Raw genomic sequence first — 17,360 nt, forward strand, 5'->3', positions numbered from 1 at the left:
GCGCGAGGTGTTCGATGAAGCGGCCCTGCACCGACTCTGCACCTTCGCCGGCCAGTTGCCCGGTGACCTCGGACCGGGCCAGTGAGAGCAAAAAAAAGGGCGTGAACACAAGGTCCACGCCCAAGGCGCTTAGTTCTGCAACAACGCAGCAAGCTGCACCGCTGGGATCACCTCATAGTGAGCCAGCTGCATCGAATACTGCGCGCGGCCCGAAGACAGCGCGCGCAGGCTACCGATATAACCGAACATCTCCTTCAAAGGCACATCGGCTTCGATCAACGCCGCATTGCCGCGCTGGCCTTGCCCGCGCACCATGCCGCGCCGGCGATTCAGGTCGCCAATACAGTCGCCCAGGTAATCCACCGGTGTGATGACTTCAACGGCCATGACCGGTTCCAGGACCTGTGGCCCCGCTTTTGCAAAGCCTTCCCGGAAAGCCGCCATGGCGGCCAACTCGAACGCAACCGTCGACGAGTCTCTTTCATGGAAACCGCCATCCAGTAGCGTGACTGAAAAATCGACACAGGGATAGCCTGCCACCACACCCGAAAGCGCGGCACGCCGTATGCCGGTCTCTACCGCTGGAATAAATTCCCGCGGCACAGCGCCGCCGACAACACGGCTGTCGAAACGGATGCCTTCGCCTCGGTTCAGAGGCGTCAGCAGGAGTTTGACCTCGGCGAACTGGCCGGGCCCTCCGCTTTGCTTCTTGTGAACATGGTTCACCTCCACATTTCGTGAAATTGTTTCCCGGTAGGCAACCTGTGGCTGGCCAACCGACACTTCGACACCATATTTGGCCCGCAGCTTCTCGATAGAAACCTCGAGCTGCAGCTCTCCCATGCCGGAGAGGACTGTTTGCCCGGACTCCGCGTCATGCCGGAGCTTCAGGCTCGGGTCCTCCCTCAACATCGCCTGCAGTGCCTTGGAGAGGCCTTGCTGGTCGCCGCTGGTCCTGGGTTCTATTGCCACGTGAATCACCGGCTCTGGAACGCTGATTTCTTCCAGATGAACCGGATGAGACGGATCGCACAGGGTGTGGCCCGTCAGCGTGTCCTTGAGACCCACAACGGCGGCAATATCTCCCGCTACCAGTTCCTCGCGTTCAATGAGGTCGTCCGCATGCACCTCATAGAGCCGCGTCACGCGTTCCGTCTTGCCGGTCGTCGCGTTGAGCACGACGTCGCCACGGCCAAGCCTGCCGCCGTACATACGCACGAAGACCTTCGAGCCATGGTCATCCGTGGTGACCTTGAACGCCAGCGCGGCAAGCGGATCACTGGCGGAAGCCGGTTTTCCATCTTCGCGAACCATATCGTCCGGCGCGGGCAGGTAGTCCACGACGGCATCCAGCAGAGGCTCCACACCACGGTTCTTGAATGCCGAACCGCCGAGCGCAGGCACAAACGCTCCAGTCAGCACACCTTTGCGGATGCAGCGGCGCAACACGGCGAGTTCGATCTCCTCGCCGTTGACGTAGGCCTGCAGCGCGGCATCCTCCTGCTCTGCCGCGAGTTCGACCAGGCTGGCGCGTGTACGAACTGCCAGATCCACCAGGTCGGAGGGAATGTCCGCCTCGCGGAAAGGCTCGCTCGCATCGTCCTTGTCCCAGAACATTGCGCGCATCGCCACCAGGTCGACCACGCCGCGGAAGTCGCCTTCCGAGCCGATCGGCAGTTGCAGCGGAACGACCGTCACACCCAGGCGATCTTTCATCATGGCCACGACGCGCTGGAAATCCGAACCGACGCGGTCAAGCTTGTTGATGAAGGCGATCCTGGGCACTTGGTATTTGTCCGCAAGGCGCCAGTTGGTCTCGGTTTGCGGCTCCACGCCGGCCACGCCGTCGAAGACGACAACCGCTCCGTCGAGAACGCGCAAGGACCTGTTCACCTCGATGTTGAAGTCGATGTGTCCGGGCGTGTCGATGACATTGATCTGCGCGCCTTTCCAGTGAACGGTGATGGCCGCACTGTTGATGGTGATGCCGCGCTTGCGTTCCTGGGGGTCGAAGTCCATGCGCGTGGTGCCGTGATTCACGTCGCCGATGCGATGGCTTTCACCTGTGTAGAACAGGATGCGTTCGGTGGTCGTGGTCTTGCCTGCGTCGACGTGGGCGATGACGCCGATATTGCGGAGCTTGTGGGTTTTTGCAGTCATGGTGAATCTTTCTTGCGGCCGCACTCGGCTTTGCGAGCGGCTGCCGCCTGGTTGGCAAAGGCCAGCCCAGGCGGGATTCGCCTGGATGCTAGCGTTGAAGGTTGAAATTGCGGCCGGAGCCCAGGCGCACGGTGCTTGCGCTCCGGCGGTCGGGAATCGTGGCAATCAGCTTGTCGTAGGTACGCATGGTTAAAGCCCAAAAAAACAAAACCCCGGAGGGAAAGCCTGCCGGGGTTTTGTTGTCCGGAAGGCACAAGCCTTCCGAACGCGATCGAAAGGCGAAGTCAGGTGGCGAAAGTTGCCTTGATCACGTTGGTGAGATTCATAAGAGGTCGGATTATTACTGTCATTGATGGGAATGGCAAGACGAAAAAGAGTGCATGGGCAACTCCGCAACACCTGGCGAAGAAGGGGCAAGCTTCCGGCGATGCTGTGCCTGCACCGCAGAACCGGTTCAAGCCGTGGGATAGAAAGTAAGCTTTCCTGAAGGCGCGCAGGCTGGCCGGTTTCAGGTCTCAAGCGCAGCCGCCATGCGGTGCGGCATGAGGCGTTCGCGTGGCGCTTCGCCGCCCCACAGGCTCAGCATCAGGTCCACGATGACCGGTCCGAAATCCTGGTGCGGAATTTCGACCGAGGTGAGCCACGGGGCGAGCCAGGCATTGATCGGGTTGCCGTCGATGCCGACCAGCTCGCAGTCGCCGGGCACCCGGATCCCGCTCTCGCGGGCCACGCGGTGCAGCCCATAGGCGACCTGGTCGCTGATGCACATCGCGCCACGCGGCCAGGCACCGGGCGCCGCGAACTGGGCCGCGGCGGCGTAGCCGATTTCCAGGTGCGAGATGCCCGGAGCCTCTACCCGACGGATCCGGTCGGCTGACAAGCCTCTGGCGCCGGCCCGCTCGCAGAAGCCCTGCACGCGTTCCCGGGTCGTGGACGATCCGCGCGACGGAAATACCACGGCCGGCGCGTCGATGCCGCGGTCGAGCAGGTAGTCTGCGGCGGCGGCGCCGGCCGCCAGGTTGTCCGGCCCCACGAAGGCGCAGGTGCCGAACGGGCTGCGCCGGCTCACGAAGACCATCGGCGCGCCGCGCTCCACGAAGTCGCGCAGGCCGGCACTGGGCTGAGCCGCGACCATCACGTAGCCCTGCACGACCTGCGAGCGCATGGCGTTGAGATAGTCGTCCTGCAGCTCCGGCCGGTCGTGCGTATCGCACAGAATCATCGTGTAGCCGGCCTCGCGCAGCGCGGCCTCGGTGGAGGCGGCCAGTGTGGCCATCACGGGGTTGTCGAGGTTGGCGGCCAGCATCGCGACCAGGCGGCTCTCACGGTTGCGCAGCGCGCGCCCCAGCTGGTTCGGGTGGTAGCCCACGGTCTTGATCGCCTCGCGCACGCGCGCCAGCGTTTCCGACGAAGCCCGCCGGGTCTCGCCGTTCACGATGCGCGAGACGGTGGAGATTGAGACGCCGGCCTGCGCGGCGACTTCGCTCAGCGAAACCGGGCCGACGCCCTTGCGCCTGCGCGGGGTGTCGTCGGTCATCGGTGCGGGCGGCAGGTCTGCCGGGTCTGGACGCCGCAGCGAATATTGGGTTGGCGCGAAGGCCGGTCATGCGGATGGCGAGGCGAGAGTCCGGCGAGTGGAAAGCGAAGCATCGATGGGTCGTATTTTTGGAAAACAAGGGCCGACGGCGGATGGCCGACCGGCGGCGCGATCGGTGCGTGCCAGGACAACATATAACCGAGAAAGCCGTGACTGACAAGTATGGCAAACGATTGCCAAGCGTTGGCAAACGTTTGCCATAATAGCCCAAAGTCAGCCACGATCGCAAAACAACGGCACAAGACGACATGGGTTCCATCTCCACCAGCACGCACAGCGCCGGCAAGCCCCTGTCGGTGCTCCTGCTCGATCCGTATCCGCGCACCGAGGAAATGCTGCCCGGCGGTGGAACGGATGCCGCGCTGCGTTCCGGGGCCGACGCGCATTCCTGAAGCCGGCGAACGATCGGCCCCACCTTCCTTTTTCCAGAAAGAGACAACCATGAACTTCCAGCTTCGTTCCCTCGCCAGGCACGCCACGCGCGCCGGCCTCCTGGGCGCCACCGTCGCCACGCTGGCCACCAGCGCCTTCGCCGAAATCCGGGTTATGTGCTACCAGGACGGCAACGAGTGCGACGTGACCGCCGACCTCATCAAGCGCTACGAGGCGCAGAACCCCGGCGCCAAGGTCATCCTCGACACCGTGCCCTACAAGACGGTGGTCGAGCAGCTGCCCGTCCAGCTGGCGGCGGGTCAGGGCCCCGACATCGCGCGTGTCGCCGAGATCGGTGGCCTGTCGAAGAACTACATCGACATCAGCGCCCATGTGAAGGACCGCAAGTACTGGGAAGACAACTTCGGCAGCACCTTGCCCTGGATGCGCAACAAGGCAGGCGACAAGGGCATCTACGGTTTCCTCTCGCAGATGACCATGACCGGCCCCTTCGTCAACAAGACCTTGTTCGAGCAGGCCAAGGTACCCATGCCAGGCCCCAAGGCTACTTGGGAAGAGTGGGCCGATGCAGCGCGCAAGGTGGCCAAGGCCACGCAAACCCCGGCCGCCATGGCCTGGGACCGCTCGGGCCACCGCTTCGCCGGCCCCGCCGTGAGCTATGGCGCGAAGATTTTCGACGCCAAGGGAAACCTCACGGTGGATGCAGGCTACAAGGCCGCCGTGGGCAAGTTCGTCGCCTGGCACAAGGACGGCACCATGCTTAAAGATGTGTGGGGCGGCTCGGGCGGCTCCAGCTATGCCGATGCGGTGGGTGAGTTCAAGAACGGCCGTGTGGTGATGATCCTTTCGGGCTCATGGCAGATCAACCGCATGCAAAAGGAAATCGGCAATGCCTTCGACTGGGTCGCCGTGCCCAATCCCTGTGGCCCGGCTGCCTGCTCGGGTATGCCCGGCGGCGCGGCCTGGGTGGCGCTGAAGACCACCAAGTCGCCGAAAGAAGTGGGCCGCTTCCTGGACTTCATGGCGCAGGAGGCCAATGTCGCCGAATTCGCGTCCCGTACCAACAATATTCCGGCCCATGCAGGCGTGGCCAAAAAAGGCGTGGACTACCCGAGCGCCGGCCCGACGGCGCGTGCCGCGCTCGGCGTGTTCACCAGCGGCACCTCCACCATCGCGCCGCCGGCCTACGCGCTGCAAGGCTACAAGTACAACCGCGCCCTGATGCTGCCGACCGTAACCCGGGTCACCCAGGCCATCGTGGGAGAGATCAGCGTGGATGAGGCCGTGACCAAAATCGGCACCGACATGGCCGAAGCGGTAAAACAAGCCGAAAAATAGGCGCACCCCCGTGGCGCGCACTGCGTGCGCGCCTCCCCCTTGCAGGGGGCGACACCTGCGGCCTGGCGGAGCCAGTTCCGCGGTGTCACTGGCATAAGACGGCGCAGAGGGCGTCATGTTGGGCACAGTAGATCGGAGTCGGTATGTCGGTTTTTTCGGCCTTCCTGGGCTTTTTGTTCAACCTGTTCGAGCCGGTCTTCCGGCTGGGCCAGAAATGGCTGGGCGCCTCGCGCATAGGCTGGCTCTTTGTCGGCCCCAACCTGGTGGTGATCAGCATCTTCACCTTTTTACCTATCGTGGTGAACCTGGTGTATGCGGTGACCGGCGGGGTAAATCTACTGCCCATGCAGCGGCCTTTCACGGGGCTGGAAAATTTCGCCATCCTGCTTGAATGCCGCGACTACACCGACCTGCAGACCTGCCGCACCGACATCTTCTGGCGTTCCATCGCCAACACGGTGAAGTTCAGCCTGATCCAGGTGGCCTTGATGGTGTTCTTCTCGCTGGTGACGGCCCTGGTGCTGAACCGCAAGATCATAGGCCGCGGCTTCTGGCGCGGTGTGTTCTTCTACCCGGTGCTGCTGTCGCCGGTGGTGGTGGCGCTGATCTGGAAATGGCTGTTGCAAAGCCAGGGCGTGTTCAATGCCGGCCTGGTGGCCATGGGCGGCTCGCCGATGGACTGGCTGCTTGACCGGCACTGGGCATTCTTCTGGGTGGTGGTGGTGTCGATCTGGGCTCACATGGGTTTTTACACACTCATTCTGCTGGCCGGCCTGCAGGCCATTCCGAAAGACGTCTACGAAGCCGCCGAGATGGACGCTGCACCGCCGTTTCGCGTGCTGAGGCGCATCACGCTGCCCCTGCTCATGCCCAACCTGATCGTGGTGCTGGTGTTGGTGATGATCCGCGCGGTGCAGAGCTTTGACGAAGTGTTTGTGCTCACCGGCGGCGGCCCGGGCTCGGCCACCACCTTCATCGTGCAATACATCTACCAGACCGGTTTCGCCGAACAGATCCACCTCTACGGCCTGGCCGCCGCGGCCTCGCTGATCCTGGCCGCCGGCCTGATGGCCCTGACGCTCGCGCAACTGCGGCTGTCCAAAGCCGGTGAGGCCGGAAAAATCAAGAAGTAAGGAAAAGCCATGGCCAATTTCCTCACCCGCACCAAGGGCTACAAATACGGTGGCACCAGCCTGCATTGGACCGACTGGGTCTCCTATGCCTACCTGCTGGCCGGCCTCATCGTGATGTTCGGCCCGGTGCTGTGGCTCGTGATGTCGTCCTTCAAGACCGAAAGCGCGCTGAGCCAGTTCCCGCCGACCTTTCTGCCCTACAGCCAGAAGGAAGCGGTGGTGGCCGGATACGACAAACCCCTGCCGCTGTTCCGTGCCAAGGACGAACAGGGCAATATCCGCGAACTGGCCCAGGTGCGCCGCATCGGCCTGGTCGCCACCATGGTCGATCCCGCGGCGCCGCAGACCGAACTGCGCGTGAACATCAATGACCGCAAACCGGTGAATGAACTCAAATTCGCCGGCGGCAACTACACCGAGCTGTTCGGCAAGTTCGCCTTCGGCACCTATCTATGGAACAGCGTGTTCATCACCGTGGTGGCGACCATCCTCACGCTGCTGTTCAATTCGATGGCGGCCTTCGCGCTGTCCAAGTACCAGTTCACCGGGCAGAAGACGGTGTTTGTGCTGATCATCGCCACGCTGATGATTCCGCCCACCATCATCCTGGTGCCGGCTTTCCTGGTGATCTCGGAGCTGAACCTCTTGAACAACCTCTGGGGCGTGATCCTGCCCGCGGTGGCCACGCCGACGGGCGTGTTCCTGCTGCGCCAGTACATGCTGACCATTCCCGACGAATTGCTGGAGGCCGCGCGCATGGACAACGCCAGCGAGTGGCGCATCTACTGGAAGATCATCCTGCCGCTGGCCGCTCCGGCGATGGCGGTGCTGGCCATTTTCTCGTTCATGTGGCGCTGGAACGACTTTCTCTGGCCGTTGATCGTGCTGTCCAAGTCGGAGCACTTCACCTTGCAGCTCGCGCTCAATGCCTTCCAGGGTGAACTCAACACGCAGTGGCACTACCTGCTGGCGATGACCGTGATCACCTTGATTCCGATCACCCTGGTCTTTGCCTTCCTGCAGAAATACATCGCCACTGGCATCGCCAGTGCCGGCGTCAAATAACCAAGGACTTTCCCGTGGCCACTCTTGAACTCGCCAACGTCGTCAAAACCTTCGACAAAGCCACCATCATCCATGGCGTGGACCTGACCGTTTCCGACGGTGAATTTGTGGTCTTCGTCGGTCCCTCAGGCTGCGGAAAATCCACGCTGCTGCGCATCATCTCGGGGCTGGAGCCCGCCAGCGGCGGCGACATCCGCATCGACGGCCAGCGTGTCAATGACGTGAGCGCCGCGCACCGCGGCTGCTCGATGGTGTTCCAGTCATACGCGCTCTACCCGCACATGAGCGTCTACGACAACATGGCTTTCGGCCTGGAAAACCTGGGCGTGGCCAAAGCCGTGATCGAGAGCAAGGTCAATGCCGCCGCCACCATGCTGCAGCTCGCGCCGCTGCTGCAGCGCAGGCCCACCCAGCTCTCCGGCGGCCAGCGTCAGCGCGTAGCCATAGGCCGCTCCATCGTGCGCGAACCCAAGCTCTTCCTGTTCGACGAACCGCTGTCTAACCTCGATGCCGAGCTGCGCGTTTCGATGCGCGCCGAGATCCGCGACCTGCATGCCCGGCTTGGCGCGACCATGATTTACGTGACACACGACCAGGTCGAGGCCATGACCATGGCCGACAAGATCGTGGTGCTGCGCGCCGGCCGCATCGAGCAGGTCGGCTCGCCGCTGGAGCTGTATAACCGGCCCTGCAACCAGTTCGTGGCCGGCTTCATCGGCAGCCCGCGGATGAACTTCGTGCCGGTGGCTCAGATGCCTGGCGCCAAGCCTGGAACAAGCACGGTGGGCATCCGGCCCGAGCATGCGCAGCTCACCAACGACGGTCCGCTGGAGATGAAGGTGTCGCAGGTCGAGCAACTCGGCAGCACCAGCATCTTGCATGGCAACGTGGTGCCCGATTCGCCTTTTGAAATCATCCTGAGCGGGCAGACCAACATCCAGCGCGGCGACACCGTCAAGGTGACCGCACCCGCAGAGCACCTGCATTTCTTCGACCAGAACGGCTTGCGTCTTTGAACCTGCGCCACCCGAAACATTGACCAGCCGACCATGCGCCTTGACCAAGCTCCCACTTTCGCCCTGCAATCGCGCAGCGGCAACCACCTCGTCCTGAACAGCACCAGTGGTGCCACGGCCCACATCTGGGTGCTCGAAGAAGACATCGTTCGTGTGCTGGTGCTGCCGCAAGGACGGCTGCAGATGCCGCGCAGCTGGACCGTGGCGCCTGGACTTGAAAACTTGCCCGTTGAAGGCCGCGACCGCTTCGACGTGAGCGGCTTTTCGCTGCCCGCATTCGAACTCAAGGAAGAGGGCTCGCAACTACAGATCACCACAGGCGCCGTGCGCCTGACCATCGCGCTCGAAGGCTTCTTTTGCCGCTGGGAAAGCCGGCAACAGGGCCGCTGGCAGGCCACAGCCTCCGACCGCACCACGCAGAGCTACAACTTTGGATGGTGGGACGAAAAGGTCTACCACTACCTGCAGCGCGAACGCGGCGAAGCCTACTTCGGCCTGGGCGAGCGCGCCGGCGACGCCAACCGTGCCGGCCAGCGCTACCGCATGTGCAACCTCGACCCCATGGGCTACAGCGCACGCAGCACCGACCCGCTGTACAAACACATCCCGTTCTACATCACGCGCAAAGGTGGTGAAAAAGACGCCGGCCTGTGTTTCGGTTTGTTCTACGACACCTTGTCCGATTGCAGTTTCGACATGGGCCGCGAGATGGACAACTACCACGGCCACTACCGTTACTTCGTAGCCGATCACGGCGACCTCGACCTGTATTACATCGCCGGCGCCGACCCGGCCGCCATCACGCGCCGCTACACCTGGCTCACCGGCCGGCCCATCTTCCCGCCGCGCTACGCGCTGGGCTATTCCGGCTCGACCATGAGCTACACAGACGCACCGAATGCGCAAGAGCGCATGGGCGAGTTCCTCGAACGCTGTGAAGAGCACGACATTCCCTGCGACTCGTTCCACCTGTCGTCGGGCTACACCTCCATTGGCCCGGGCCGTTACGTCTTCAACTGGAACCGCGAGAAGTTTCCCGACCCCGCAGCGTTTGTGCAGAGTTACCTGGAATGCGGCGTACGCCTGGTGCCCAACATCAAGCCTGCGCTGCTCAGCAACCACCCGCGCTTCGAAGAGGTCAGGCAGGCCGGCTTGCTGGTGCAAGACCCGGACGGCCAACCCACGGCCATACAGTTCTGGGACGGCACCGGTGCGTACCTCGACTTCACCAACCCCAAGACCATCGCTTGGTGGAAGAGGCAGGTGACTGAGCAGCTGCTCGAATACGGCATCCCCGCCACCTGGAATGACAACAACGAATACGAGATCTGGAGCGACAAGGCGCTGGCCCACGGCTTCGGCGCGCCCCGTCCCGCGCGCGAGGTGCGCCCGCTGCAGACCTTGCTGATGATGCAGGCGTCGCATGCCGCGCAGACCGAGTTCGCGCCCGCGGAGCGGCCCTACCTGGTGTCGCGCTCAGGCGCCGCGGGCATGCAGCGCTATGTGCAGACCTGGTCGGGCGACAACTACACGGCCTGGGAAACGCTGCGCTACAACATCCGCATGGGCCTGGGCCTGGCGATGTCGGGCGTGTCCAACACCGGGCACGACATAGGCGGTTTTTCCGGTCCTGCGCCGGGGCCCGAGTTGCTGCTGCGCTGGGTGCAGCACGGCATCTTCCTGCCGCGCTTCAGCATCCATTCGTGGAACGACGACAAAACCGTCAATGAACCCTGGATGTACCCCGAGGTGACGCCCCAGGTGCGCGAGCTGATCCGCCTGCGCTACCGGCTCATGCCTTACCTGTACGACCTGGTATGGCGTTACCACAGCGCCTACGAACCCATCATCCGGCCGACGTACCACGACTTCCCGGAAGACAGGCACTGCCTGGAAGAAAACGACGACATGCTGCTGGGCGCCCATTTGCTGGTGGCCTCGGTGGTCGAGCCCGGCCAGACCGAGCGCCGCGTGTGGCTGCCCGGCACCGGCGGTTGGTACGAGGCGCACACCGCGCGGTACGTGAAAGCCGGCCAGTGGATCACGCTGGATGCGCCGCTGGATGGCCCGCCCCCATTGCTGGCACGCGAAGGCTGTGCCGTACCGCTGAACCTCGGAGAGATCCATTTCGCAAAGGTCCAAGACCTGCGCGGCTTCCAGGTATTTCCCTTCAAGGGGGATGGCAGTTTCGAAGCCAGCTGTTTTGAAGACGACGGCCATAGCCAGGCCTGGCGCAGCGGCGCTTATGGGCAGTGGCGCCTGCGCGTTGATTGCACCGCGCAAGGCCTGCACATCGCGGTGTTCCGTGAGGGCGCACAGCCGCCTGTGCAAGACAACCTGGTCTTGCTGTTGCCGGCAACAGAGCAACGCCCGCTTAGCTTTGACGGCGGGGCGCTGGTGCAGGATCAGCTCGAAGGCGCCTGGAGGCGGCTGACGCTGAAGCTTTGACCCTATATGAGGGAAATGTGTCCTGGGCCGCTGCGATCCCGGGCAGCGGATCACCAGCCTTGGCGGTAAGCCGTGACGGTGCAACACGATGGCTGGAGTTCTGGCACGTCCTTTGCATGCTGTCACTGCAGTGACGACAATTCACTACGGGAGGCTTCAAATGTTGGTCCTGATCTTGCGACCCCTTGCATCTGTCGGCCTGGCGGCCGCTTTCACCACAACCGGCCTACACGCCTCAGACGTTGCCGCCGGCCGCCCGGTCAGCCCAGCCAGCCAAACGCAAACCCTGAGTGTGCCGGACCACAGTGTCAAACCGGTCAACGCGGCCAAAACCAGGGCCGCGGCAAAACGCACGCTGGGTACGAACCCGGCGATGCCGCTTTGGGAAGGCCCCTGGGGTCCTCACCATTGAGGTGGACTTCGACGGAAGTTGTGACTTGGCCCATTGCACTCTCCGGCGTCTCTGGTGTGATTGGCCTGGAGCGGCAACTTCGCGCGTTGATCAGTCTCCTGGACCACGCCGCCTCTGCCTCATTCAGCTGGCCACCGCCGGAGCCTCAAGGGGCAGGCGGCGACTGGCTCGTCAACCACTGGCGCAGTGATTGGATTACGGGCGCCTTGGCGCGCTCGTTCGTCGTCACCAGAAAGTAACTGCGCGGCGAAATAAAGGGCTTGTCATTCAGCTTGACCAGGCGCCCGGTCTGCAGCGCCGATGCGCTCACATAGTCCGGCGCCAGTGCGATGCCCAGTCCGGCCTCCGCTGCCGTCAATGCAAGCGACAGCAGACCGTAGTGGGCGCCCGGCATCGGGACTTCTACAGACGCGCCCAGCTGCCGCAGGTAGGCCGGCCATGAGTTGGGCACCATGCTCTGGTGCAGCAAGGGCAGCGCTGCCATTTGCGTGCCCGTCAGCGGCGCCGCCAGCCGGCTCAGCGTGGGCGCCGCAAGAGGAAAGGAGTGCAGGGGGTGTAGCAGGTCGGCCACGCAGCCGGGCTCCGGCCCTTCGCAGTAGACGATAGCCGCGTCCAGCCCCGAGTCGCGCATGCTGATGGGCCCGGTATGCGTGGCCACGTCCAGCTGGATTTGCCGGTGCGCGATGGCGAAGGCGCACAGCCGAGGCATGGCCCACAGCGTGCCAAAGGTGGTGGGCACAGACAGCCGCAGTATCTTGCCTGGCATGGAGCCCATGGACGCGGCGATGGTCGCTGACTCCAACTCGTCCAGCAGGGTGCGCACCCGTCGCAGGTAGCTGGCACCGTCAACCGTCAGCTCCATCCCGCTAGTTGTGCGCCGGCACAGTGCAACGCCGACAAAGCCCTCCAGGTCCGACAGCTGGCGGCTCACCGCGCTTTGCGTCAGACCCAGTTCATCGGCTGCGGCAGTGATGCTCAGGCGCCGTGCAATCACCTCGAAGGTGTTGAGGTTGACGATGGAGGGCAGGTGGCGCTGCGTCGGATATTTCATGGCGGTTACGGCCATTATTGGCATGGCATCCGTTCGCCCGCAATGAAAAAGGCTATGCGGGCATGAAATAAATGCAGGGGGGTATGCGTTTATTCCGTTGGACAGGCCGGCGCGCATGTCAGATATTCAGGGCGCCGCAGTGGGCGGCCCCTCAAGAACAGAAGTTGGAGTCACAGATGTCGAAATTTCAAGCGCGCCTTGTACTGCTGCTGGCGGCGGCCACGCTGGCTGGCACCGCCCTGGCGGCGGATTGGCCCGCCACCCAGCCTATCAAACTGATCGTGCCCTCGGCCGCCGGCGGCACGCCCGACCAGACCAGCCGAAAACTGGCCTACTACCTTCAGGACAAGCTCAAACAAGCGGTGATCGTCGAGAACCGCCCCGGCGCGGCAGGCACCATTGCCATGCAGGCGGTGGCCACCGCCAAACCCGACGGCTATACGCTGGGCTTCGGCAATATCGTGACCATGGCCATCAACCGCAGCCTGATTTCCAAGATGCCCTACAACCCCGATAAAGACCTGGCGCCGGTGGCCGTGCTCTCGCAGGTGCCCAATGTGCTGGTGGTCCGCCATGGCCTGCCCATCGCCTCGGTTCGCGAATTGGTCATCTATGCCAAGAGCCACCCGGGCAATCTGACCATGGGTTCCGGCGGCAACGGCACCACCAGTCACCTCAGCGGCGAAATCCTCAAGGAAAAAGCCGGCATCAGCTTCAGCCACATTCCCTACCGCGGGGCTCCGCAGGCGCAGACCGACCTGATCGGCGGGCAGATCGACTTCATGTTTGACAACCTGCCGTCCATGGTGGGCGCGATCCAGTCGGGCAAGGTGCGTCCGCTCGCGGTTACCAGTAAACGTCGCTCGGCGCTGCTGCCCAACGTGCCGACCATGGAAGAGGCGGGCATTGCAGGCTTCGAGGTGGTGGCCTGGGGCGGCATTGTGGCACCGACGGGCACGCCTCGGTCGGTGATCCTGCGCCTGAACCGTGAGATCAACAACTGGCTGCAGGCACCTGCGACCAAAGCCGAATTCGCACAAGTGGGGCAGGTCGCGCTTGGGGGAACGCCCGAGTTTTTCAAGACACATATTGACAGCGAGGCGAAAAAATGGGGTGACGTGATCCGCAACGCCGGAGTAAAGCTTGACTGAATGTGCCTGGCCTTTCGCGTAGGCCTGCTGTTGCGTTTCGGCTATTCGCTTCACACAAGGATGCGCTGACAGGCGCAACCACATACCAAAAACAGACCCCAAGGACAAGCATGTTCAGTTCCCCCGTCCCCGCTACCCAGGTTCTCGCGCACTGGGCTGCCACGGTCCCCAGTCAATGGGGTGAATCCACCCTGCGCACGGCGGAGCACTCCCTGGAGGACACCATCGTCGCCATGGTGGCGGGTGCTGGGGATCCGGTTTGCGCCTCGGTACGTGCGGGATTGCGTGTCGCGGGACCGGTCCCGGTGGTGGGTAGCAACACCGGGACTTGTGCCGCCTTCAGTGCATTGGCCAACGGCACGGCCGCCCATGCGCGGGAGTTGGATGAGATGTTTTTCGTCGCCGGTGGCCATTTTGGCTGCGCTGTGATCCCAGCCATCCTGGCGCAAGCGCACGAGATTGATGCCACGCTCGATGCGGTGCTGGATGCACTGATCGTCGGAAGCGAGGTGATGGCCCGCGTCGGGATGGCGATGGACCGGTCCCATGCCGAAAAAGGCTGGCATGGTACTCAAACCATTGGTGTAATTGCTGCCGCAGCCGCTTGCGCCAGACTGCTTGGGCTGGGCGTCGGCGGTATGACACACGCCCTCAGCCTGGCTGTTTCCATGGCAGCTGGACCCAAGGTCCAGTTCGGCACCGACACGAAACCCGTGCATGCCGGACTGGCGGCTCAAGGCGGTGTGCTGGCCGCATCGCTTGCGGCCTCAGGCGTCACCGGCAGCGATAAAGCCCTGGAAGGCCCGCATGGGTTTGGCGCACTCTATGCTGGGGGCTTGGCGGCCGACTGGCGGTCCATGACTGCAGTCAACGATGGCCCGCTGGCGATCGACAGCCACGGCCTGGGATTCAAGCTGTATCCCAACTGTGCGTCCACACACCGCTGTCTGGACGCGTTGCAAGCCCTGGCCACGGAACACCGATTCGGCATGGAGGACGTGGAGCGTGTCGAAACATTGGTCGGGCGCGTCAACCTGGTGAATCTCAAATACCCGGAGCCGAGGGATCCCCGCGAGGCCATGTTTTCCATGCCCTACGCGGTGGCAACGATGCTCCGTTATGGCACGGTCACGTTGGCCGACTTCACGCCGCAAGCGGTGCAAGACGACGTGACCCGGCGCCTCATGCCACGCGTCGAAATGCGCCTGGATTCGACACGCGTAGAAACCGCAACGCAGCTGCTCCCCCACACCACAGTCGTAACCTTGAAGGACGGACGACGCCTGGAGCGTGTGGTTCACCACGCCAAAGGGTCATTCCTGAATCCGTTTTCGTCGTTGGAGCGGCAAATCAAATTCGAACAATGCACAACGGGCATCCTTCCGGAAGAGCGTTTGGCACCGCTTCGCGACAACCTGGCTCGACCGCAAGGCGTCAAGGTTCGCCAACTGCTCGCTCTGCTGCAGTTCGAAGCCCGGGTTGATGATGGCGCGCGTTTCGGCCGTCCATGAGGAGGCGGGTCGGGCCCCCTTCCTTGATCCATGGAATCCAGCTTGCTCAGGCGGGCCCGAACCCGACGGTTCCCCCGCGCGGATCACAGCCGAAGCGGCGCTGGCAACGGAGAGTCCGCGACCGTGTTGCAGCAGGTTGACCACTGATCGATATCCAAGTCCGTCAGATTCGCGGCACAAAGGAAACTCTCATCATGCACAACCGTTGTTTATCGTCGGCTTTCGCCAAGGCCCTGATGGCACTGGCCGTGGGGGCCCTTGTGACGGGAGCCGGTCCGGTACTCGCCGCAGAGATCATGGTAGGCCAAGTCGGCCCCATGTCAGGGCCGGAGGCCGGTCAGGGCCGCGCTTACGCCGCCGGCTTGCAATTGCATTTCAACGTCATGAACAAGGCCGGTGGCATCAACGGTCATAAGCTCACACTCTTGCGCAAGGATGATGGCGGGAGGCCCGACGACACGGTCACGTTGACCAAGCAGATGATTGCTGAAGATAAGCCACTGGTTCTGGCCGGTTACTTTGGCGGCAAGAATGTTGCAGACTTGGTGTCTGCGGGAATTTTGGCAAAAGAAAAGATCGCTCTGGTGGGCTACCGTACTTCGGAGATTCAGCCGGACACCCCCTACCTGTATAGCGTGCGGGCAGGCCTGCGCGACGAGATTTCCAAACTCATTGAGCATTTGGCCACCATCGGGATTAAGCGCCTGGGGCTTTTCCATGAGGCTGGGCCGGGCTCAACTGCGGTAATCGCCGCGGCCGAGGAGTCAGCTAGGAAAGTCAGAGCGACGATCGAAGGACGCGCCTCCTACGTCGCCAACACGGTCAACGTCACCGACGCCGTGGACACTTTCATGAACATGCAGCCGCAAGCGATCATCATGGTTTCCAGCGGGTCTGCTGCGGCTGGCTTCATTGAGAAGTACCGTATCGCAGGTGGCGCGGCTCAACTGCTTTCGCATTCGGGCGCCGACATCGAGCAACTCTCGAAACGACTGTCTCCGGAGCAGATGCAAGGTGTGGCTATCGCCCAAGTGACGCCAAGTCCGTACAAGGTCTCCAGTCAGCTAGTCAAGGAATTTACTGAGACCGCTGCCAAGACACCCAACCTGGAAGTGCCTGTGAGCTACGCCATGATGGAGGGCTATATTGCCGCTCGCGTCATTTCTGAAGCGATACGCCGCCAAGGCAGCAGGCCCAGCCGCGAGGGGACCGTTCTAGCCTTGGACGGCATGAGTAATTTTGACCTGGGTGGTTACTTGATCAGCTTTAAACCGGGACAGCACTCTGGCTCCAGCTTCGTCGAGTTATCCATCGTCACCAGTGCTGGCAGGATTCGTCAATAGTGCTATTGATCAGTTGGGTAATAGCAGCCCCCGGCGATTTACATATTCCTCCGGTACTGCCCACCCACCTCGAGCAGCGCATTGGTGATCTGCCCCAACGAACAGACGCGCACCGCCTCCATCAACACCTCGAACACATTGAGGTTTTCGATCACGGCCTGCTCCAGGCGCTTGAGCGTCGAATCCACCGCGCAAGGCCTGCACATCGCGGTTCACCGTGAGGGCGCGCAGCCGCTTGTGCAAGACAGTCTCATCCTGCTGATGCCGGCGGCTGAGCGGCGAACGCTGGGTTTTACTGGTGCAACGTTGGTGCAGGACCAACTGGAAGAGGCAGGCGCCTGGAGGCGGCTGACCCTGAAGCTCTAGCGAGGCAAGGACGAAGTCCTAGCCCGCATGGCTCTGGGCCTTGTAGACCAGCCAGGAGCCCGACTTCTGCTTGCGCAGGTAGAAGCGAACCGAACAATCAAAAAAATCCACGCTGACCTCCACCGGGTCAGGGTCTTGGTTGCCGGCCAGCCGGCGAAGGCGGTTGCCGTTGGTCTGGAACGGTGTAAACCCGGTCGGTTTGACGCAGCGGCGCAGGCGGGCTTTCCAGCCGGCGTCAGTGTCCACCCCTTCGATGTACGCGTGGGTCGCTGCGATGGCCTCCGCCGGCCTGTGTTCGCACTTGATCCAGAAGGCGAACAGAGCCGCGCCGGCGAAAGGCGCGGCGAGAATGGAAATCAGGATCTTTCGCATCAGG

15 protein-coding genes are annotated in these 17,360 nt (G+C 62.9%); 10 read left to right on the forward strand and 5 right to left on the reverse strand.

The features are described 5' to 3' along the window. Positions 1–129: 129 nt before the first annotated feature. Both fusA and AC1D13_RS11750 read right to left on the reverse strand, forming a co-directional pair. Positions 130–2,160, reverse strand: a complete 2,031-nt coding sequence (fusA, locus tag AC1D13_RS11745; RefSeq protein ID WP_457281299.1) for an elongation factor G — start codon at positions 2,158–2,160, stop codon at positions 130–132. Positions 2,161–2,668: 508 nt separating this feature from the next. Beyond that, entirely contained in the window at positions 2,669–3,697 is a 1,029-nt protein-coding gene (locus AC1D13_RS11750) for a LacI family DNA-binding transcriptional regulator (RefSeq protein ID WP_457281298.1), read from the reverse strand. A 308-nt stretch (positions 3,698–4,005) separates the two neighbouring features. Here AC1D13_RS11750 and AC1D13_RS11755 point away from each other — a divergent pair, with 308 nt between their 5' ends. From AC1D13_RS11755 to AC1D13_RS11780, 6 genes are all read left to right on the forward strand, one after another. Beyond that, complete coding sequence (locus AC1D13_RS11755) at positions 4,006–4,149, forward strand: hypothetical protein (protein ID WP_457281297.1); 144 nt, start codon at positions 4,006–4,008, stop codon at positions 4,147–4,149. A gap of 49 nt (positions 4,150–4,198) precedes the next feature. Then, on the forward strand, positions 4,199–5,488 hold the full coding sequence (locus AC1D13_RS11760) for an ABC transporter substrate-binding protein (protein ID WP_477689568.1): 1,290 nt from the start codon (positions 4,199–4,201) through the stop codon (positions 5,486–5,488). 143 nt (positions 5,489–5,631) lie between these two features. Further along, entirely contained in the window at positions 5,632–6,621 is a 990-nt protein-coding gene (locus AC1D13_RS11765) for a carbohydrate ABC transporter permease (protein WP_457281295.1), read from the forward strand. A 9-nt stretch (positions 6,622–6,630) separates the two neighbouring features. Next, positions 6,631–7,686, forward strand: coding sequence for a carbohydrate ABC transporter permease (locus tag AC1D13_RS11770; protein WP_457281294.1), 1,056 nt, complete (start codon positions 6,631–6,633; stop codon positions 7,684–7,686). 14 nt (positions 7,687–7,700) lie between these two features. Next, positions 7,701–8,702: an ABC transporter ATP-binding protein gene (locus AC1D13_RS11775; RefSeq protein WP_477689569.1), complete on the forward strand. Its 1,002-nt coding sequence runs from the start codon at positions 7,701–7,703 to the stop codon at positions 8,700–8,702. Positions 8,703–8,735: 33 nt separating this feature from the next. After that, entirely contained in the window at positions 8,736–11,150 is a 2,415-nt protein-coding gene (locus AC1D13_RS11780) for a glycoside hydrolase family 31 protein (RefSeq protein WP_477689570.1), read from the forward strand. 557 nt (positions 11,151–11,707) lie between these two features. Here the strand turns inward: AC1D13_RS11780 and AC1D13_RS11785 are convergent. Continuing rightward, positions 11,708–12,613: a LysR substrate-binding domain-containing protein gene (locus tag AC1D13_RS11785; RefSeq protein WP_457281291.1), complete on the reverse strand. Its 906-nt coding sequence runs from the start codon at positions 12,611–12,613 to the stop codon at positions 11,708–11,710. A 176-nt stretch (positions 12,614–12,789) separates the two neighbouring features. On the opposite strand from AC1D13_RS11785, the gene AC1D13_RS11790 reads away from it, so the two are divergent. From AC1D13_RS11790 to AC1D13_RS11800, 3 genes are all read left to right on the forward strand, one after another. Further along, complete coding sequence (locus tag AC1D13_RS11790) at positions 12,790–13,764, forward strand: Bug family tripartite tricarboxylate transporter substrate binding protein (RefSeq protein WP_477689571.1); 975 nt, start codon at positions 12,790–12,792, stop codon at positions 13,762–13,764. Positions 13,765–13,874: 110 nt separating this feature from the next. After that, positions 13,875–15,275, forward strand: coding sequence for an MmgE/PrpD family protein (locus AC1D13_RS11795; RefSeq protein ID WP_477689572.1), 1,401 nt, complete (start codon positions 13,875–13,877; stop codon positions 15,273–15,275). A gap of 194 nt (positions 15,276–15,469) precedes the next feature. Beyond that, positions 15,470–16,618 carry an ABC transporter substrate-binding protein gene (locus AC1D13_RS11800; protein WP_477689573.1) on the forward strand — a complete coding sequence of 383 codons (1,149 nt, stop codon included), beginning with the start codon at positions 15,470–15,472 and terminating at the stop codon, positions 16,616–16,618. Between the two features lie 38 nt (positions 16,619–16,656). Here the strand turns inward: AC1D13_RS11800 and AC1D13_RS11805 are convergent, their stop codons facing one another. Further along, a complete protein-coding gene (locus AC1D13_RS11805) occupies positions 16,657–16,806 on the reverse strand; it encodes a hypothetical protein (protein WP_457281664.1) in 150 nt (49 codons plus the stop codon). On the opposite strand from AC1D13_RS11805, the gene AC1D13_RS11810 reads away from it, so the two are divergent. Continuing rightward, positions 16,790–16,984 (forward strand): hypothetical protein, encoded by a 195-nt coding sequence (locus AC1D13_RS11810; protein WP_477689574.1) that lies wholly within the window; start codon positions 16,790–16,792, stop codon positions 16,982–16,984. The two genes, AC1D13_RS11805 and AC1D13_RS11810, sit on opposite strands and share 17 nt — an antisense overlap. Before the next feature lie 18 nt (positions 16,985–17,002). Here AC1D13_RS11810 and AC1D13_RS11815 read toward each other — a convergent pair whose 3' ends face one another. Then, positions 17,003–17,356, reverse strand: coding sequence for a hypothetical protein (locus AC1D13_RS11815; protein ID WP_457281286.1), 354 nt, complete (start codon positions 17,354–17,356; stop codon positions 17,003–17,005). Positions 17,357–17,360: the final 4 nt, after the last annotated feature.

It is taken from the genome of Polaromonas sp. P1_E12 (genome assembly GCF_056405975.1).